The organism is Dactylosporangium sp. NPDC051541, from assembly GCF_044454505.1.
Classification (GTDB): domain Bacteria; phylum Actinomycetota; class Actinomycetes; order Mycobacteriales; family Micromonosporaceae; genus Dactylosporangium.
The window spans coordinates 33,829-51,968 of sequence record NZ_JBITDU010000008.1; the positions used below are offsets into that span (position 1 = coordinate 33,829).

An 18,140-nucleotide genomic window follows, 5' to 3' on the forward strand; every position below is an offset into this window, starting at 1 on the left:
CAAGGCTTGTCCGCGGCCGTGTTCGTAACGATCCTGAGCCGCATGACTGTGACGCGCGTTGAGGTCCCGTTCGCCGCGGCGGACTCCGGCGTCGCCGAGCTGACCTGGGGCCAGCGCGCGATGCTGCGGGCGATGCGGCGGGAGGACTCGTGGCTGCCGATGGGCGGGCACCGGCCGGTCGCCGCGGGCACGACGCTGGCCGATGTCGCGGGCGAATTGCGGTACACCATGGAACGCTGGCAGGCTTTTCGGACCCGGCTCCGGCCCGGCCGCACGGAGCAGGAGGTCTTCGCCTCCGGGGTGGCGCGGCTGGACGTCGTCGACGCCGATGGTTCGGACCCGAACGAGGTCGCGGCCGCCGTCGAGCGCGGCTACCGGACTTCGGCGCCGGACCTGGTCGCGGACTGGCCGATGCGGATGGCCGCGATCTGCGAGCGCGGCACCCCGGTGCGCCTGGTGGCCGTCATGCCGCACCTCGTCACCGACGGTCTCGGCGGGGCCATCATGGTCGACGAGGCCACCCGCCGCGTCACCACCCCGATCACGGGCCTGACCCCGCTGGGGATCGCGGCCTGGCAGGCGTCGGCGGCGGGCGTCCGGCAGCACGCGGGCGCCCGGCGGCACTGGGACCGCCACGCCGGCGACCTCCCCGCGTTCACGGCGAGCGTTTCCCGGCCGCGGTACCGCAAATGCGTCCTGGAATCCCCCGCGCTCGCCGACCGCCTGCCGAAGGCCGCCGCCCGCTCGGGCACGGACGAGTCCACGGTCCTCCTGGCGGCCTACTTCGCCGCCCTGGCCCGGGTCACCGGGTCGGCGACGATCGGGGTGCGCCAGGTCGTCAGCAACCGGTTCCGCAGTGGACTGTCCGATGTGGTCAGTCCGATTACGCAGCTGGGCCTGTGCGTCGTGGACGTCCCCCCGGCCTTCGCGGACGCGGTCCCGGCGGTGGCGAAGGCCGCGCTGCCCGCCCGCAAGTACGCCTACTACGACCCGCACGCGATCCCGGCCCTGGCCACGCCGTGCTTCAACGACCGCCGGACCGTGACGACGACCTCGTTCGGAGCCGAACCGTCCTCGAGCGTCCTGACCTGGTCCGAGCCCGTCGGCCCGACCGAACCGCTGTTCCTGCACGCCGACGACGTGCCCGGCGCGGTCCGGCTCATCCTCGACGTCGACACCGCCTGCTTCACCCCGGCCGCCGTCGAGGAGCTCGTCCGCACGATCGAGTCCGTCGTCGCCTGACCCGGCCCGGCACGCACGGACCCGAACCTGCACACACGGACCATCCGTACCGGCCCCGCGGGCGCTAGATTTCGCGCATCGACACTCGTGGAGGGGTGCGGTGCTCGTTCTCGACACGCGGTCGCTGCCCGCCGGCGACCGGGCCGAAGCGTTCCAGGCCACGGTCAGCGTCAACTGCTCGTCGAGCACAGCCTCGTTCGAGGACCCCGGCGGCATCGCCGCGCGCATGACCGTGTCCGAGTTCGGCGCCGCGACGGTGTTCAACATCGACGCTACCGGCATCACGCTCAACCGGACACCGCGCATCGCCCGGGCCTCGACCGAGACGTCGATCGTCCTCGCCCTGCCGATGCGGGCCGACAACCACATGGCGTGGGCGCGGGAGGAGCGCCTCTTCGGCCCGCGGGACCTGATCCTGCTGGACCTGTCGCTGCCGTACGTCTACGGCTGGAAGGGCACCGGCGCCTCCTACGCGCTGCACGTCGACGTCGACCGGCTCGGCCTGCCCCGGGACCTGATCCACGCGGCGAGCCGGGAGCTGCGCGGCAGCCCGCTCTACAAGCTCGTCCGCGACCACGTCGCCCGGGTGACGGCGCAGGCCGAGACCCTGGCCGCGACCCCGGGCGCGGCCGAGCTCGGCGCCGCGTCGGCGGAGCTGATGCGCGCCCTGATCATCTCGGCCGCGGGCGACGGTCACCGGCTGCGCGATGCCATGCACTCCTCGCAGTGGCCGCGCGTGGAGGCGTACGTCCGCCGGCACCTGCGCGACCCCGACCTCACACCGGCCCGAATCGCACAGGCCAACGCCATGTCGGTGCGCGCCCTGTACAAGCTGTACCAGTCGATGGGCCGCAGCCTGGAGCAGTCGATCATCGAGCAGCGCCTGCAGGGTGCCCGGGCCGACCTGACCGCACCCCGCCCCCGGCACACCTCCATCGCCGCCGTGGCCCGCGCCTGGGGCTTCACCAGCCCGAGCTACTTCACCAGCCGCTTCCGGGCCGCCTTCGGCGTGACACCACGCCAGCTGGTCGCGCTGCACGCGAACGAAGGAAGTGCGCACTGACGAACACCACCCCCGAACGCCGCCGCCGTCATTCGCGCGCCACCGCCGTCATTCGCGCACCGCCGCGGTCATTCGCGCACCGACAGCCGCGACGTCGCACACCAACGAAGGAAGTGCGCACTGACGAACACCGCCCCCGAACGCCGCCGCGGTCGTTCGCGCGCCGCCGGTGTCGTCGTGCGGCGCCGGGCGGTGGCGTTGCGTGGCCGCGGGCGGGGGCGCGGCGGGCGTTGGCGTTGCGTGACGGCGGGGCGTGGCGTTGCACGCAGGCGACAGAAGCGTGCACTGACACGACACCGGTGCACTGCTCGCTCTGCGACAGTCGTCGCCGAGGGGCGAAGGAGGTGCGGCTGTGGCGGTGCCGATGCACGGGCGGGACCGTGAGCTCGCGGCGGTGATGGGGGTCCTCGACGGGGCCCGCGACGGCCGTGGGGCGGCGCTCGTTGTGCGCGGCCACGCCGGGACCGGCAAGACGACGCTGCTGACGGCCGCCCGGCGGGCCGCGGGCGCGGCCGGGATGACGGTGCTGCGGGCCGACGGCGTCCCGGCCGAGACGGCCCTGCCCTACGCCGGACTGCACCAGCTCCTGACACCACTGCGCACGGATCGGCCGGCCCTCACACCACGGCTGCAGCGGACCCTGCGCGGCGCGTTCGGCGAGGACGACATCCGGCCGGACCCGTTCTCCGCCGGGCTCGCAACGCTCGAACTGCTCACCGTCCGCGCAGCCCGCGGACCACTGCTCCTCCTGGCCGAGGACGCACAATGGCTGGACCCGCCGACCCTCGACGTCCTCGTGTTCGTGGGCCGCCGCCTGCGGGCCGAGCCGATCGCGGCCCTGCTGGCGGTGCGCAGCCAGCACACCATGATTCTGTCGAAGACCGGACTGCGGCAGTTGTACCTCCCGGAGCTCGACGACACCACCGCGCGCCGAATCCTGCAGGACCGTGCACCCGCCCTCTCCCCCGCCCGCCGCGACCGCATCCTGGCCGCCGCCGCCGGCAACCCGCTCGCGCTCGTCGAACTGCCGAGCCTGCTCACCCCCGCCGACCCGGATGCCCCGCCGGACCCGAACAGCCCCGACGACCCGCCCGGCAGTCCGCGCCCGCTTGTCGAACCGGCCCACCTTCCGGCCACCGCCGGCCTGGACGATCCGGCCGGGCTGCCGCCACTCAACGAGCGGCTCGAGTCGGCCTTCTCCGACCGGTACGCGCCGCTGCCCGCCACCACCCGCGCCGTCCTCGCGGTCCTCGCCGCCGGACCCGACACCGCGCTCCCGGCCCTGCTGAACATCGCCGCGACGGTCGCCGGCACCGAGGTCACCGCGGCCGCGATCCAGCCGGCCATCGACGCCGGGCTGCTCCTGCTCCACGGCCGGCACCTGCGGTTCCGGCACCCGCTCGTCCGCGCGGCCGTGTACCGCGCGACCGGTGTCATCGCCCGCATCGGCATCCACACCGCACTCGCCGCGGCGCTGTCCGCCGACCCGGACCGCTCGGCCTGGCACCGCAGTGCCTCCGCCCTCGGGCCGGACGAGGCCGTCAGCGCCGACCTGGAGGCGGCCGCCCGGCGGGCGCGCGAACGCGGAGCCTTCGGTGCGGCGGTCACCGGACTCGACCGCGCCGCCGAGCTCACGACCGACCCGGCCCGCCGCACCTCGCTGCGGCTGGACGCGGCCGACCTGGCGGCGCAACTCCCCGACCGCCGGGTCGCCGCCCGGCTCATCGCCCAGATCGAACCGCCCGCCGGCGACGCTGTGCGGCAAGGCCGGAACCAACCGTCCGCCGGCGACGCTGTCGGGCAAAACCCGATCCAACCGGCCGCCGGCGACGCTACCAGGCCGGGCCGGATCGAACCGCCCGTCGACGACGTTGTGGGGCAGGGCCGGCTGGCGCTCGTCCGGGAGATCGTCGACCCGGGCGACCTGCGGGACGTGACCCGGATCGATCGGCTCATCGACCTGGCGTCCGAAGCGTGCACGACCGGTGCGATCGACCTGGCCGCCGAGCTGTGCCGGCGGGCCGCGGCGCGCGGCTGGTGGGCGGGCCGGCCGCCAGGGGCCGCCGCCGGCATCGCGGCCGTGCTCGACCGGCTGGGTCTCGGCGGCGACGATCCGCGTGGGCTCGCGATCGACGCCTACCGCGACCCGGAGGCGTACGGCGCGGCTGTCCTGCGCCGCCTGCCCGCGCTGGTCCCCGACCGCACCGACCTCGACGGGCTGCGCGACCTCGGTGAGGCGGCTCTCGTCCTCGGCGAGTTCGGGACCGCCGCGTCGTACCTCGCCACCGCGGCCGCCGGGTATCGGGCCCAGGGCCGGACGGCGGCGCTGTCAAGAGTTCTCGTCGGCGGCGGCCTCGCGCAGCTGTGGCTGGGCCGCTGGCCGGCCGCGCGGGCCGCGCTCGAGGAGGCCGAGGGTCTGTCCGGCGAGGCCGGTGAACCGTTCTGGGCCGATGCCGCCCGGGCCACCCTGGCCCTGCAGGCGGCGATGCGCGGCGACGGTGACGAGGCCGTCCGGCTCGCCGGGACGGCGCTGAGCAGCCCGCACCTCGGTGGTGCCCGGTTCGCCGCCGCGATCGCCCAGCACGCCCGTGCGGTCGCGGCGCTCACGGCCGGGCGCCCCGACGAGGCCCTCGAGCTGCTGGTACGCGTCCACGACCCGGCCGACCCGGCACACCACCCCGACCTGTCCGGCTGGATGCTGCCCGACCTCGCCGACGCCGCTGTCCGCACCGGCCGCCGCGACGACGCATGGCAGATCCTGGCCCGCTTCCGGGACCGGGCCCTGCGGCTGCCGTCGCCGATGCTGCTGCACTGTGTCGCCTACGCCGAAGCCGTCCTCGGGAACCCACCGCCGGCCGATCACACGGCCGCGGGCGGGGCCCGCTCCACCCGGGCTCCCGGGTCCGCGGAGGATGCGTTCGCGCGGGCCCTGGCCGCGGATCTGACCGGGTGGCCGGTGCATCGGGCGCGGCTGCAGCTCGCGTTCGGGGCCTGGCTGCGGCGGCGGAAGCGGATCCTTGCCTCACGCGGTCCGCTGCGGTCCGCGCGGGAAGGGTTCGAGGCGCTCGGGGCGGGGGCGTGGGCTGAGACGGCGCGGGGTGAGCTGCGGGCGGCGGGCGAGCCGGGTCAGGGGCGGGCGGCGGACGGGCGGGAGCAGTTGTCGGCGCAGGAACTGCAGATCGCCGGGCTGGCCGCCGAAGGGCTGTCCAATCGGGAGATCGGCCAGCGGCTCTTCCTGTCGCATCGCACGGTCAGCTCGCACCTGTACCGCATCTACCCCAAGCTCGGCATCACCCGCCGCGCCCAGCTCGCCGCCGCCGTGAGTGGCTGACCCGGAGCCGCCGGCCCGGGCCCGGTCGGCGTCAGCGGGTGTGGCGCAGGGACCAGTCCAGGGCGGTGTCGGCGATCTGTTCCCAGCCGGGCTCGCCGCAGGTCCAGTGGGAGCGGCCCGGGAACTCACGGTACTCCGTGATCGTGCCTTCGGCCTTGTAGTGGTGGGCGTTGGAACGGTTCACCGACGGGGGCATGATGTGGTCGGCGCCGCCGGCGATGAACAGGAGCGGGGCTCGGGCCGGGTTGCGGTAGTCGACCCACGTCTCCTGCTTGCCCGGTTTGAAGTTGGCGATCAGGCCGTACGACCACACCCAGCGGCCCGGGGCCGGGATCGCGTACCGCTCGTACGCGGCCCGCGAGTCCTCCTCCGACAGCGTGTTCGTGAACGCGTAGTGCCACTGCTCGTGTGTGAAGCCGGCCGCCTGGTGGCGCTTGGCCGGGTTGTTGAGGATCGGGAACAGCGAACGGATCTGTGACGGCGGTGTCACCCGGACGCCCTCCGTCGGGGCGGAGTCGATGACGACGCCGGCCGCGCCGTGGCCGCGGTCCAGCAGCAGCTGCGTGAGGGTGCCGCCGAACGAGTGGCCCATGATGATCGGCGGCTCCGGCAGGGCCGTGATGATCTTCTCCAGGTGGGCGACCGTCTCGGGGACGGTGGCGGCCACGATCGGGGCCGGGTCGGCCCGCAGCGCCTCGACCTCGACCTCGAAGCCCGGGTAGGCCGGCGTGATGACGGTGTGCCCCTTGGCCTCGAAGTACGGCACCCAGTGCTCCCAGCTGCGCGGCGTCACCCACAGCCCGTGCACAAGAACGATCGTGCTCATCCGGTGTACTCCTTCAGGAACGCGAGCAGATCATGGCCGAGCTGCTCTTTGTGGGTGTCGGTGAGGCCGTGCGGGGCGTGGGAGTACACCAGCAGCTCGGCGTCCTTGATGAGGGCGGCCGAGCGCTTTCCGCCGACGTCGAACGGGACGACCTGGTCGGCGTCGCCGTGGATGACCAGCGTCGGCACGTCGAACTTCGCCAGGTCGTCGCGGAAGTCCGTGGCCGAGAACGCGGCGATGCATTCGTAGGCGTTGCGGTGCCCGGACGCCATCGACTGCAGCCAGAACGCGTCCTGCACCCCCTGTGAGGCTCCACCGCCGAAGAACGGGCCGGCCGCGAGGTCCTTGTACGTCTGCGAACGGTCGGCGCGGGAGCCCTTCCGGATCGCGTCGAACACCGAGATCGGCACGCCGTCCGGGTTGTCCGCGGTGCGCAGCATGAACGGCGGCACCGCGGAGACGAGGACCGCCTGGGCGACCCGCCCGGTGCCGTGGCGGCCGATGTACCGGGCCACCTCCCCGCCGCCGGTGGAGAACCCGACGAGGGTGGCCTCCCGCACGTCGAGCGTGTCGAGCAGCGTGGCCAGGTCGTCGGCGTAGGTGTCCATGTCGTTGCCGTCCCACGTCTGCGTGGAACGGCCGTGGCCGCGCCGGTCGTGGGCGATGACCCGGTAGCCGTTCGCGGCCAGGAACAGCGCCTGCGCCTCCCAGCTGTCGGAGTTGAGCGGCCAGCCGTGCGACAGGACGACCGGGCGGCCGGTACCCCAGTCCTTGTAGAACAGCTGCGCGCCGTCGGTTGTCGTGACGTACATCGTGTCGGCTCCTTCAGCGGGCGGCGGCGATGACGGCGGCGGTGGCGATCGCGGCGGTGCCCGCGATCAGCGTGCGGCGGGTGGTCGGCATGGGGCGGTTCCCTTCGTGGTGGCTCGTTGCTGTGCCACCACGCTGCCGGAGCCGGGCCCCGGCCCGCTTCCGTCGATCGACTGTCCCGCGGCGCTACGGTTCGCGCAGATGACGGCGCAGCCACTCGCCGGGTGACATGCCGTAGGCGGCCTTGAACCGGCGGGCGAAGTGCCGCGGGTCGGTGAAGCCCCAGCGCCGGGCGACGGCCGCGACGAGGGTGCGATGGGTGGCCCGGGTGGCGAGGTCGCGGCGGGCGCCGTCGAGGCGGCGGCGGATGATGGCTTCCGCGGGCGTATCGGCTTCGGCGGCGAACAGGCGGTACAACTGCCGCTTGGAAATCCCGTGCTCGCGGGCTATCCGCTCGGGGCCGAGCGCGGGGTCGTGGAGGTTGGCCTCGATGTAGGCCAGCACGACGGTGTGCAGCGACTCGGCCCGTCCGGTGCGGGCCTGCGGGCTGTCCGGGACCGTCGCGGCGACCATGGCCCGGACGAGGTCGAGCATGCCGGCGCCGAGCATCCCCAACGCCGGGCCGGGCGGTGTCTGCCGGACGATGCCCGGCAGGTCGCGCAGGTGCTGGCGGGTCAGGTCGTACAGCGGGCTGGCGGGCAGCCGCGGCACGGCGGTCCGCACCAGGTCGACCGGCAGGCCCAGCTCCGTGTAGTCGGCCAGGAACCCGACGGCCGCGTTGGGACCCGTCCAGCGCGTGTCGTACTCGGAGGTGAGGTCCATCAGCACCTGCTCGTGCTCCCGCAGGACGCCGGGGCCGAGCTGGGTGGCGGCGCAGGCGCACTCGCCGCGGGTGTTGTAGCCCAGGGAGATCCGCTCCGGGGCGGCGATGCGCAGGTGCCGCCGGGTGCGCCGCATGTGCAGCGTGTCGGTGGTCACGGTGTTGACGAGGTCGACGCCGGCGCCGAGCGACCAGCCCTCGATGATCGAGTGGGCGCCGGGGGCCACGTCGATCGTGATCGGCACGGACGTCGAGCTCAGCGCCGCGACGATGGCATCGGCCGACTCCGTCGCCGGCAGGCCGCTCGTGTCGACCAGCACGGCCATGGCGCCCTCCCCGACACAAGATTACAACGGCAGCCAGTGCAGCCGGTCGCCGAGGCCGCCGGGCGCGGTGGCGAAGGCCCGCTCGACGTCGGCCCGGCCCTCGCGGAAGTGTTCCCAGCCCTCGTAGTGCACCGGGACGATCGTGCGCGGCTGGACGAGCGCGCACAGCTCGACCGCCCGTTTCGCGGTCAGGCTGTAGCGGATCGGGCCGGTGAGCGGGAACCGGACCCCGCCGAGGTGCAGCAGGACGGTGTCGACGGTCAGCCGGCGCGGCACCTCCCGCAGCGCCGGGAACAGCACCGTGTCGCCGGTCATCCACAGCACGCCGTGCTCTTGGCCCGGCCAGTGCAGGGCGAAGCCGACGACCGGCCCGACGATCGGCCGGCTCAGCGGCGGGCCGTGCCGGCACGGGGTGGCGGTGACGGTGATCGGCGGGCGGCCGGGCGCGGTCAGCACCGTCTCCGCCCACGGGCGCAGGCCGCGGACGTCGGCGGTCACCCCGGCGAGGCGGCGGGCGCCGGCTTCGGTGGTGAGCAGGACCGGCGCGTCCGCGAGGACCGCGCGGCCGCGCTCGTCGAGGTTGTCGGCGTGGTGGTCGTGGCTGAGCAGGATCGCGTCGATCGGCCCGAGGTCGGCGGGCGGCCGGGCCGGGCCGGTGCGTTTCCGGGATCCGGTACCCCAGCCGAACGAGTAGTGCCGCCCGGGCGGGTCGAACGTCGGGTCGGTGAGGACGCGCCACTCGCCCACCTCGATGAGCGCGGTCGGACCTCCGATGTGCGTCACGCGTACGTCCCTCAACGGTCCGCTCCTCACCTGCGGTCGCGCGCCGGTGCGTGCGAGCTGCGACCCACGATGCACGGCCGGCCCGGTGCGCGCATCCGTAGGATGACCGTATGCCGCTGGGGCCGGGTGTCGATCTCCTGTACGGCCGCCGGCACCGGATCACCGGGGGTGGGGCCTCCGCGCGGGTGGCGGTGCTCGGCCGCGGTGACGTGCTGCGGCTCGCCGACCTCAGCCGGCCGTGCGACCTGCACGCGTCGGCGGACGCCGTCACGCTGCTCGTGGATCGGGCCCGGCTCGGGCTGCCCGCCGAGGCCGTCCGGGCGGCGGCGCCCCGGCTGACTGCGAGCCCGCTGTACGGGCTGGTCCTGCGCCATGTGACGCACCTGCCCGCGCTGCTCGACCGGGTCGGACCGGGGCCGGCGGTGGCGTTGCTGGGCTCGTCGGCGGTCGAACTGGTCCGCGCGCTGGTGGCCACGGTGTCGGCCCCGGACGAAGCCTGGCTGCGCGCGGCCGCGGCCGGAACGCTGTTCGACCGGATTGCCGGCTTCGTCGGCGACCACCGGCGCGACGCGGATCTCAGCGCCGCCCGGCTGGCGGCCGAGCACGGCGTGTCGGTCCGGGCGGTCTACGCCGCCTTCGCGGCGCGCGGTGAGCGGCTGGCCGCCTGGGTGATCCGGGAGCGGCTCCGCGGCGCCCACGCGGAGCTGGCCGAGCGCCCGGACGCGACGGTCGCGGCCGTCGCCGGGGCCTGGGGATTCACCGACGCCCGGCACTTCGCCCGGCGGTTCCGGGCCGAATACGGGATGAGTCCTACGCAGTGGCGGCTTCGCCGGCCAGGAGCGGGGCGACCAGGAGCTTCGGGTGGTCGTTGGTGACCGAGCGCAGCCGCCACTGGTCGAGGAACAGCGCGAGGCGGGTGTCGTCCCGGGCCCGGACCAGCACCTCGACGCCGATCGCCGTGCGCAGCAGCTGCTCGCCCTCGGCGTCGGTGCGCCGGGCCAGCCGGTAGGGCAGGTGCTCGATCGCCGTCGGCACGCCGAACTCGACGTCGAGGCGGTGCGTGGCCACCTCGAACTGCATCGGGCCGACCGCGGCCAGGACCGGGGCCTGGTCGCCGCGGCGGTTGGAGCGCAGCACCTGCACGACCCCCTCGGCGTCGAGCTGCTCGATGCCGCGGCGGAAACGCTTGAACTTCGACGAGTCGGTGGCCCGCACGACGGCGAAGTGCTCGGGGGCGAAGGACGGCAGCGGCGGGTAGGTGACCGGCGGCGAACCGGCGTGCAGGGTGTCGCCGATGCCCAGGGCGTGGGCGTTGACCAGGCCGATGACGTCGCCCGGGAAGGCCTCGTCGACGGTCTCGCGCTCGCGGCCGAAGACCTGGTGGACATACTTGGTCGCGAACGGCCGGCCGGTCTCGGCGTGGTTGACGACCATGCCGCGCTCGAACCGGCCGGAGCAGACCCGCACGAACGCGATCTGGTCGCGGTGGGCCCGGTTCATGTTCGCCTGGATCTTGAACACGAAGCCGGAGAACGGCGTGTCCAGGGGCCGCTCGTGCCCCTCGGCGTCGGGCCGCGGCGACGGCGCCGGCGCGTGGTCGACGAGGACGTCGAGCAGCTGCCGGACGCCGAAGTTGGCGACCGCCGCGCCGAACATCACCGGCGTGGTCTTGGCGGCCAGGAACGTCTCCCGGTCGTAGTCGGCGCCGGTGAGGCCGAGCAGCTCCAGCTCCTCGGTGGCCCGGACCCAGTCGCCGCCGAACCGGGCCGCGGCCTGCTCCGGGGTGAGGTGCTCCTCGATGGCGGCGCTCGACCCGCCGCCGCTGCGCTCGAAGCGCACCATCTCCCCGCGCAGCCGGTCCACGACCCCGTGGAACTCCCCGCCCGGCCCGACCGGCCAGGTCAGCGGCGTGCACGTGAGCCCGATCCGGCGTTCGATCTCGTCCAGCAGCGCGAGGGGCTCGATGCCGGGCCGGTCCCATTTGTTGATGAACGTCACGACCGGCACCCCGCGGGAGCGGCACACCTCGAACAGCTTCAGCGTCTGCGGCTCCAGGCCCTTGGCCGCGTCCAGGAGCATGACCGCGCAGTCGACGGCGGTGAGGACCCGGTAGGTGTCTTCGGAGAAGTCGGCGTGGCCGGGCGTGTCGAGCAGGTTGATGACGGTGTCGCGGTAGGCGAACTGCAGCACGGTCGAGCTGATCGAGATGCCGCGCTCCTTCTCCATCGCCATCCAGTCGGACACGGTCGCGGACCGGCCGGCCTTCCCGTGGACGGCGCCGGCCTCACCGATCGCCCGGGCGTGCAGGGCGAGCGCCTCCGTCAGCGTCGACTTGCCCGCGTCGGGGTGGCTGATCACGGCGAACGTCCGCCGCCGCGCCGCCTGCACCGCGATCGGCGACCGGTCCGCCGTGGCCCGTTCCCGTGTTGCTGCCGCGTCTGACCCCTGCACTGCCGACCCGCCCGTTCTCGTTCCGCCGCCAAGATTCGCCTCTAAACGTAACAGCCTCAGTGTCCGGCCCGGATCGGCGCCTTCCGCCACCAGGTCAGGCAGCGCCACGCCCACTCCGCCGGGCCGTTGCGGAACGAGCGCAGCCACAGCGTGCTCCACACCGCCTGGACGACGAGGATGGCGACGGTCAGCCCGATGATCTGTGGCCGGTCGGCGGGGTCGTCGATGCCAAGCAGCGGCCCGAAGACCAGGAACAGCACGGTCGCGCTGAGATAGTTGGTCAGCGCCATGCGGCCCATCGGGGCGAGCACCGCCGACAGCGCCGGACCGGCCGGGGTCCGCAAAAGCAGGAGCAGGCCGCAGCAGTACGTCAACCCGGTCGCGATTCCCGCCAGCGGCCCGAGCACATTGACGCGGCCGCCCGGCCCGCCGACGAAGTTGACGAACGGCACGCCGACCCCGTGGCCCTCAGACAGGGCGCCTCTACACAGCAGTGCGCGGCGCCCGCGTCTGTCCCAGGCGACGGTGAGCGCGTGTGGTTTGCTGAGTCGCCGGGCACCTTCTGCGTTTGTGTGAACTCTATGATGCGCGAGTGAACTTGACGGCGTGGGCGGCGTCGACCGGCATCATGTGCGTCATGGGCCCGGCGGCAGTAGTGCGCAACGTAACGACAATCGTGTCGTTGATGAGCGCCCACCGCTTCGGTCGCTGTGCTGCGGCGGGCTGCTCCCGGTGCGCCGTCGATGCCATCCTCGGGGTCCGTGCGTGAAGACGCTGCAGGCGTACCGGTTTGCGCTGGACCTCACGCCGGGTCAGGAACGTGCCGTCCTCGCGCATGCTGGCGCGGCGCGAGTTGCGCACAACTGGGCGCTGGCCCAGGTCAAGGCCGTGATGGACCAGCGGGAGGCGGAGCGCACCTACGGGGTGCCGGAGGAGCAGTTGACGCCGGTACTGTCGTGGTCACTGGCCGGTCTACGCAAAGCGTGGAACACAGTGAGCCCGAGGTTGCGCCCTGGTGGCGTGAGGTGTCCAAGGAAGCGTTCAACACCGGCTTGGATGCCCTCGCTCGTGCGCTGACGGCGTGGGCGGATTCCCGGTCAGGAATGCGAGCCGGCCGACCGGTCGGGTTCCCCCGGTTCAAGTCCCGGCGCCGCACCACACCCAGCGTGCGGTTCACGACCGGAGCGATCCGGGTCGAGCCGGACCGTATGCATGTCGTACTGCCCCGGTTGGGCCGGCTGAAGCTGCACGAGTCTGCTCGGAAACTGGTTCGTCGGACCGACAACGGCAACGCGCGGATCATGTCCGCGACCGTGCGCCGTGACGGCGGCCGCTGGCATGTCTCGTTCACGGTCGAGGTCGAACGCGCCACGCTGACCCCTGCCTGCCCGACGGCAGTCCTTGGTGTAGATGTCGGCATCAAACACCTTGCGGTGCTGTCCACTGGCGAAGTCGTCCCCAACCCACGGCACCTGGCCGAGGCGCAGGCCCGGCTACGCCTGCTCGGCCGGGCGCTGTCACGCAAGACCGGCCCGGACGGCAGGACCGGACAGCGGCCGTCAAAACGCTGGCAACGCGCCGCCGCGCGGCTCGGGTGGGCGTACGCCCGGGTTGCGAACCTGCGCCGTGACGGCCTGCACAAACTCACCACCCGGCTCGCCACCGAGTATGGCACCGTCGTTGTCGAGGACCTCAACGTTTCCGGCATGCTCACGAACCGGCGCCTGGCCAGGCACATAACCGACACCGGGTTCGCCGAAATCCGCCGGCAACTCGCTTACAAAACCACGTGGAACGGCGGTCGGCTGCTCATCGCCGACCGCTGGTAGCCATCCTCGAAGACCTGCTCGGGTTGCGGCGCCGTGAAAACCACACTGGCCCTTGCCGAGCGCCAGTACCAGTGCCAGGCGTGTGGCCTGGTTATCGATCGTGATCTCAACGCCGCACGCAACCTCGCTGCTCTCGCGGCGCAGGTCGATACCGCCGGGAGTGGCCCGGTGGCAGGACGTGGAGCCGACCAGAAGACCCGTGCCCGCGGGCAGGTGGCCGTGAAGCGTCAACCCGGCACCGCAGCCGCGGGTCAGACCGGGACTGTCCCGCCGCAAGGCAGGACTACCGAACATGCGCTTTCCGAAGTGCACTGTGAGGTAACGGTACGTCTCCCGGTTGCTCGTGAAGCTGAGCTGCGACAACCGCACGGAGGCGGCGCTGCTCGCGCACGACGCCGGCCTCCGCTCCCCCGGTCGTTAGCCCTTGACCGCGCCCGCGGTGAGGCCCTCGGTCAGGAAGCGCTGCCCGAACGCGTACATGACGACCACCGGGATGCTGACGAGCAGCGATGCGGCCGCGAGCTGGCCCTGCGGCACGACGTCGCCGATGATCATCGATTGCATGCCGACGGGCAGGGTTTTGTACTCGTCCTTCGTGATGAAGACCAGCGCGAAGAGGAACTCGTTCCAGGCGTTCGTCAGGGTGAACATCGCGACGGCGAGCAGCCCCGGCCGGGCCAGGGGCAGGACGACCCGGCGCAGGGCCTGGATGCGGGTCGCGCCGTCGACCAGCGCGGCCTCCTCCAGCTCGATCGGGATCGACGCGAAGTAGCCGGTCAGCAGCCAGGTCGCGAACGGCAGCGTGAACGTCGGGTAGGTGACGACCAGCGACCACAGCGAGTCGGTCAGCCGGAAACCGATGAGCAGCTGGTAGAGCGGGATGAACAGCAGCGCGCCCGGCATCACGTAGGTGAGCAGGACCGTGACGGTGAAGCCCTGCGCGCCGCGGAACTTGAGCCGGGCGAGGGCGTAGCCGGCGAGGGCGGCGCACACCAGCGCGACCGCCGTGGACGCCACGGAGACGATCAGCGTGTTGAAGTACCATTGGCCGAAGGGTTTGGTCGTGAAGAGGTTGCCGAACTGCTCCAGGGTCCACGGGGTCGGCCACAGGTCGTGGTCCCGGATGACGATCTGGCTTTCGGACTTGAAGGCCGTGACGAAGATCCAGTAGAGCGGCGCGAGGACGAAGAAGAGCAGGCCGGCCAGGGCGACCGCGGACCCGATGCCTTTGGGGAGCCAGGCGCCGAGGCGGACCAGGACGGCCGCGACCAGCAGGATCACCGCGGCCTTCCAGAAAATATGCGGTGAGGCCCAGGCCAGCAGGATCGTGACGACGGCCGCGAGGGCCCAGGGCAACGCCTTGCGGATCGGGCCGGGCGGCCGGGCGGGCTCGGCGTCGGACTCCCGGCGCAGCTGGCGGACCAGGAAGTACACCAGGCCACCGATGATCGGCAGCATGACCAGGGTGACGGCCGCGCCGGCGCCGTACTGCAGCTGCAGGATCGCCTTCGAGTAGGCCACGAGCACATACGGCGCGGTCGCGTCGCCGGGGCCGCCCTGGGTCAGCAGCCAGATCAGGTCGAAGTTGTTGAACGTCCAGATGGACGACAGGGTGACCGTCACCGTCATCACGTGGCGCAGGCCCGGGAGGGTCACGTGCGCGAACTTCTGCCAGGACGTGGCCCCGTCGACGGTCGCGGCCTCGTAGCGGTCGGCCGGGATCGCCTTGAGCCCGGCCAGGAACGCGATGGTGAAGAACGGCACGCCCTTCCACACGTTGACCAGGATCACCGAGGGCATGGCGAGGGCCGGGTCGGACAGCCAGCCCGCCGGCCACTCGTCGACCAGGTGGGCGGAGGCCAGCAGCGGCCCGATCCCGGAGTCGGTGAGCAGCATGTTGACGCTGCCGAAGATCGGGTCGAGCAGCGAGCGCCAGCTGAACGCGGTCACCACCGTCGGCACGACCCACGGCAGCAGGAGCAGCCCGGCCAGGACGGCCCGGCCCCGCTTGCGGTGGTGCAGCAGCAGGGCCGCGGCCAGGCCGAGGATGACCTTGAAGACCTCGGCGTAGGCGGTGAAGACGAACGAGTTCTCCACGCCGGTGCGGAACTGCTCGTCCCCGACGAGGGCCCGGTAGTTGTCCAGGCCGACGAAGACGCTCTCGGCGCCGTGCCGCTCGGTGGTGCTGGTGATGATCGACCGGAAGATCGGCAGGAGCACGAGCGCGCCGACGAGCAGGGCCGTCGGCGCGAGGAACAGGGCGGCCAGGCGCCAGTCGCGGCCCAGCCGCCGCTGGGCCGTGGAGAGGGAGCCGGGCCCCGGCGGCCCCGCCAGTGTCGCCGGGGCCGGCGCGGGGCGGACCGTCGTCACTGCGGCAGCCCCTGCTGGTTGAAGATCTGGACCATTTTTGTGTGCGCGGCCTGGACCGCCTGCGCGGCCGCGGTGCCCTGGACGACCTGCTGCATCATGTCGGTGAGGACGTAGGCGGCGACGACCGCCTGCTGGCCGGCGCTGGCCTTCTGCGGGAACTCCAGGCCGTTCTTGGTCTTCAGCGGCAGCGCCAGCTGCGTGATCTTGCGCATGATCGGGAACGCCCGGTCGCCGCTGGTGAAGAACGGGTCGGCGTCCCAGACCTTCTCCCAGGCCGGCAGGGCCAGGCCGGGCGCCTCCTTGGCCACCCCGAGCAGGGCCGGCGCGGTGATCAGGTACTGGGCGAGGAGCTTGGCCAGGGCCGCGTTCTTGGCGTTCTTGAACACGACGAAGCCCTGGGACTGCCCGAGCAGCAGCGGGTTGGCGGTCGCGGGCCCGATGCAGTCGGCGAAGACGTGGGTGTTGTCGTAGACGGGGTTCTTCTTGGTCTTGGAGTCGGCGTAGACGCTGAACTGGTTGCGGGTGTAGCCGAGGATGCCGGCCAGCCAGTTCTCGTTGTTGCTGGAGTCGGTCCAGGCGGCGACACCGGGCGGGAGCATGTTCTTGAACTTCGGGTTGGTGTAGATGTCGCCGAGGAAGGCCACCGCCTGCACCGTCTCCGGCGAGTTGAACGTGACCTTGCGGCCGTCGTTGGAGGCGATCGACCCGCCGTAGGCGTTGATGAGCGCCTCGATCATGCCGTTGGCGTCACCGGAGCGGTTCACGGTCATGCCCCAGCCGTAGCGGCGCTTGCCCGGGTCGGAGATCGCCAGGCACAGGTCGCGCAGCTCCTCCCAGGAGTACACGTCCTTGGGGGTGATGCCCTTCTCCTGCATCCAGTCCTTGCGCAGGAACGAGCCGATCCCGATGAAGTGGTACGGGATCGCGTACCACTTGCCGTCGAAGACGCAGTAGTTCTTCGACTCGGCCGTCGGCTCGCCGTACTTGGCGGTGAGCGCCTTGACGACGTCGGAGACGTCCTCGAGGTCGCCGAGGGCCTGGAACTGCGCGACGAACCGCGAGTCGGTCATGAACGCCAGGTCGCGGGCCACGCCGCCCTTCACCTCGGCGTCGATCTTCGCGACGACGTCACCGGCGTCGGCCTGGACCAGGCTGTTCTCGATCTTCGTGCCGGTCGCGTCGGCGAACTTCTTGACCGAGTTGTTCAACGCCGCGTTGGCCGCCTCCGAGTACAGCTTCTGCGACAGCATGCCCAACGCGGAGCCCTTCATCGACGCGGCCGCGTCGAGCAGTTCCTGCGGCACCTCGGGCGGTGGCGCCGCGGGGGTGGTCGGCGTGCTGCTCCCGCACGCTGCCAGACCGGCCGCGCCGGCCAGCCCCACGCCCATCCCCAGAACGCTGCGCCGGGACCACAGCGGGCTGTCCTCCATGAACGCCTCCCGTCCGCCGTTCGAAATCTCGAACGCGGTTCGATATTTCGATTCAAGTGGTGGCGACGGTAAATGGGCCGAGCGGCAGGTGTCAATGCCTGAAGCCGAGCCGGGCCGAGAGTGCGGCCGCGCCCTGGCGGATCAGCCGCGTCCACTCGGCCTGCGCCGCGGGCGTCCAGCGGATGATCGGCGCGGAGACGCTCAGCGCGGCGACGGTCGCGCCGGTGTGGTCGCGGACCGGCGCGCCGACGCAGCGCACCGCGCTGTCGGACTCGCCGTCGTCGACCGCGAACCCGGCCGCGCGGACCTTGTCCAGCTCGGCCCGCAGCAGGTCCGGGTCGGTGATGCTTTCGGGCGTCATGCCGAGCAGCTCGCCGTCCTCCGGCAGCCGCGTCGCGAGGTCGATCGGGTCGAGGCTCGCGAGGAGCATCTTGCCGACGGCGGTGCAGTGCGCGGGCAGCCGCCGGCCGACCGCCGACACCATCCGGACCGGGTGCGTGCTGTCGACCTTCACCAGGTAGATCACGTCGGTGCCGTCGAGCACGGCCGCGTGCACGGCCTCGTCGCAGGCGGCGGCGACGTCCCGGGCCACGTCCTGCGCCTCCTGCACCAGGTCCAGCTGCCCGGCGAACGCGGCCCCGAGCTGGAACAGCGGCATGCCGAGCCGGAACTGGACCGGCTTGCCCGGCAGGGAGATCAGGTAGGAGCGGGCCACCAGCGTCACGAGCAGCTCGTGGACGGTGGTGCGGGGCAGGCCGAGCCGCTCGGTGATCTCACCGGCCGACAGCAGCGGGTGGTCGAGGAACAGCTCGAGGATGTCGAGGGTGCGGATGACGGCGGGTACCACGCGAGGCATGCG

15 protein-coding genes are annotated in these 18,140 nt (G+C 72.6%); 6 read left to right on the forward strand and 9 right to left on the reverse strand.

Going from position 1 to position 18,140, the window contains the following annotated elements; all coding sequences use genetic code 11:
* The first annotated feature begins 42 nt into the window (after positions 1–42).
* The 3 genes from ACIA8L_RS31920 to ACIA8L_RS31930 all read left to right on the forward strand — a co-directional run bounded on the left by ACIA8L_RS31920 (position 43) and on the right by ACIA8L_RS31930 (position 5,636).
* Complete coding sequence (locus tag ACIA8L_RS31920; RefSeq protein ID WP_395910306.1) at positions 43–1,242, forward strand: condensation domain-containing protein; 1,200 nt, start codon at positions 43–45, stop codon at positions 1,240–1,242.
* Positions 1,243–1,342: 100 nt separating this feature from the next.
* Positions 1,343–2,305, forward strand: a complete 963-nt coding sequence (locus ACIA8L_RS31925; RefSeq protein ID WP_395910307.1) for a helix-turn-helix domain-containing protein — start codon at positions 1,343–1,345, stop codon at positions 2,303–2,305.
* A gap of 352 nt (positions 2,306–2,657) precedes the next feature.
* The gene (locus ACIA8L_RS31930; RefSeq protein ID WP_395910308.1) at positions 2,658–5,636 is read left to right on the forward strand and encodes an AAA family ATPase; all 2,979 of its coding nucleotides are present in this window, start codon (positions 2,658–2,660) and stop codon (positions 5,634–5,636) included.
* Between the two features lie 31 nt (positions 5,637–5,667).
* Here the strand turns inward: ACIA8L_RS31930 and ACIA8L_RS31935 are convergent, their stop codons facing one another.
* The 4 genes from ACIA8L_RS31935 to ACIA8L_RS31950 form a co-directional block, all read right to left on the reverse strand.
* Positions 5,668–6,462, reverse strand: coding sequence for an alpha/beta hydrolase (locus ACIA8L_RS31935; RefSeq protein WP_395910309.1), 795 nt, complete (start codon positions 6,460–6,462; stop codon positions 5,668–5,670).
* Entirely contained in the window at positions 6,459–7,274 is an 816-nt protein-coding gene (locus tag ACIA8L_RS31940) for an alpha/beta fold hydrolase (protein ID WP_395910310.1), read from the reverse strand. Before ACIA8L_RS31940 ends, ACIA8L_RS31935 begins: the two co-directional genes overlap by 4 nt.
* A 184-nt stretch (positions 7,275–7,458) precedes the next feature.
* Positions 7,459–8,418 carry a helix-turn-helix domain-containing protein gene (locus ACIA8L_RS31945; protein WP_395910311.1) on the reverse strand — a complete coding sequence of 320 codons (960 nt, stop codon included), beginning with the start codon at positions 8,416–8,418 and terminating at the stop codon, positions 7,459–7,461.
* Positions 8,419–8,439: 21 nt separating this feature from the next.
* Positions 8,440–9,201 carry an MBL fold metallo-hydrolase gene (locus ACIA8L_RS31950; protein ID WP_395910312.1) on the reverse strand — a complete coding sequence of 254 codons (762 nt, stop codon included), beginning with the start codon at positions 9,199–9,201 and terminating at the stop codon, positions 8,440–8,442.
* Between the two features lie 110 nt (positions 9,202–9,311).
* Here ACIA8L_RS31950 and ACIA8L_RS31955 point away from each other — a divergent pair, with 110 nt between their 5' ends.
* On the forward strand, positions 9,312–10,076 hold the full coding sequence (locus tag ACIA8L_RS31955) for a helix-turn-helix domain-containing protein (protein ID WP_395910313.1): 765 nt from the start codon (positions 9,312–9,314) through the stop codon (positions 10,074–10,076).
* Here ACIA8L_RS31955 and ACIA8L_RS31960 read toward each other — a convergent pair.
* Positions 10,012–11,652 (reverse strand): peptide chain release factor 3, encoded by a 1,641-nt coding sequence (locus ACIA8L_RS31960; protein WP_395910314.1) that lies wholly within the window; start codon positions 11,650–11,652, stop codon positions 10,012–10,014. The genes ACIA8L_RS31955 and ACIA8L_RS31960 overlap by 65 nt on opposite strands.
* Before the next feature lie 56 nt (positions 11,653–11,708).
* Positions 11,709–12,104 (reverse strand): DUF418 domain-containing protein, encoded by a 396-nt coding sequence (locus ACIA8L_RS31965; RefSeq protein WP_395910315.1) that lies wholly within the window; start codon positions 12,102–12,104, stop codon positions 11,709–11,711.
* Positions 12,105–12,417: 313 nt separating this feature from the next.
* On the opposite strand from ACIA8L_RS31965, the gene ACIA8L_RS31970 reads away from it, so the two are divergent.
* Together ACIA8L_RS31970 and tnpB are read left to right on the forward strand one after the other, a co-directional pair.
* Positions 12,418–12,729, forward strand: coding sequence for a helix-turn-helix domain-containing protein (locus ACIA8L_RS31970; RefSeq protein WP_395910316.1), 312 nt, complete (start codon positions 12,418–12,420; stop codon positions 12,727–12,729).
* On the forward strand, positions 12,678–13,481 hold the full coding sequence (tnpB, locus tag ACIA8L_RS31975) for an IS607 family element RNA-guided endonuclease TnpB (protein ID WP_395910317.1): 804 nt from the start codon (positions 12,678–12,680) through the stop codon (positions 13,479–13,481). Before ACIA8L_RS31970 ends, tnpB begins: the two co-directional genes overlap by 52 nt.
* 417 nt (positions 13,482–13,898) lie before the next feature.
* Here tnpB and ACIA8L_RS31980 read toward each other — a convergent pair whose 3' ends face one another.
* The 3 genes from ACIA8L_RS31980 to ACIA8L_RS31990 all read right to left on the reverse strand — a co-directional run bounded on the left by ACIA8L_RS31980 (position 13,899) and on the right by ACIA8L_RS31990 (position 18,137).
* On the reverse strand, positions 13,899–15,851 hold the full coding sequence (locus ACIA8L_RS31980) for an ABC transporter permease subunit (protein WP_395910318.1): 1,953 nt from the start codon (positions 15,849–15,851) through the stop codon (positions 13,899–13,901).
* Complete coding sequence (locus tag ACIA8L_RS31985) at positions 15,848–17,281, reverse strand: extracellular solute-binding protein (RefSeq protein WP_395910319.1); 1,434 nt, start codon at positions 17,279–17,281, stop codon at positions 15,848–15,850. The genes ACIA8L_RS31980 and ACIA8L_RS31985 overlap by 4 nt, the downstream gene beginning before the upstream one ends.
* 91 nt (positions 17,282–17,372) lie before the next feature.
* Positions 17,373–18,137, reverse strand: a complete 765-nt coding sequence (locus ACIA8L_RS31990; RefSeq protein ID WP_395910320.1) for an IclR family transcriptional regulator — start codon at positions 18,135–18,137, stop codon at positions 17,373–17,375.
* Positions 18,138–18,140: the final 3 nt, after the last annotated feature.

Coding starts and splice junctions, on each gene's coding strand:
- ACIA8L_RS31920 (WP_395910306.1), top strand. CDS start 43: ATGACTGTGACGCGCGTTGAGGTCCCGTTCGCCGCGGCGGACTCCGGC.
- ACIA8L_RS31935 (WP_395910309.1), bottom strand. CDS start 6,462: ATGAGCACGATCGTTCTTGTGCACGGGCTGTGGGTGACGCCGCGCAGC.
- ACIA8L_RS31940 (WP_395910310.1), bottom strand. CDS start 7,274: ATGTACGTCACGACAACCGACGGCGCGCAGCTGTTCTACAAGGACTGG.
- ACIA8L_RS31945 (WP_395910311.1), bottom strand. CDS start 8,418: ATGGCCGTGCTGGTCGACACGAGCGGCCTGCCGGCGACGGAGTCGGCC.
- ACIA8L_RS31955 (WP_395910313.1), top strand. CDS start 9,312: ATGCCGCTGGGGCCGGGTGTCGATCTCCTGTACGGCCGCCGGCACCGG.
- ACIA8L_RS31985 (WP_395910319.1), bottom strand. CDS start 17,281: ATGGAGGACAGCCCGCTGTGGTCCCGGCGCAGCGTTCTGGGGATGGGC.
- ACIA8L_RS31990 (WP_395910320.1), bottom strand. CDS start 18,137: ATGCCTCGCGTGGTACCCGCCGTCATCCGCACCCTCGACATCCTCGAG.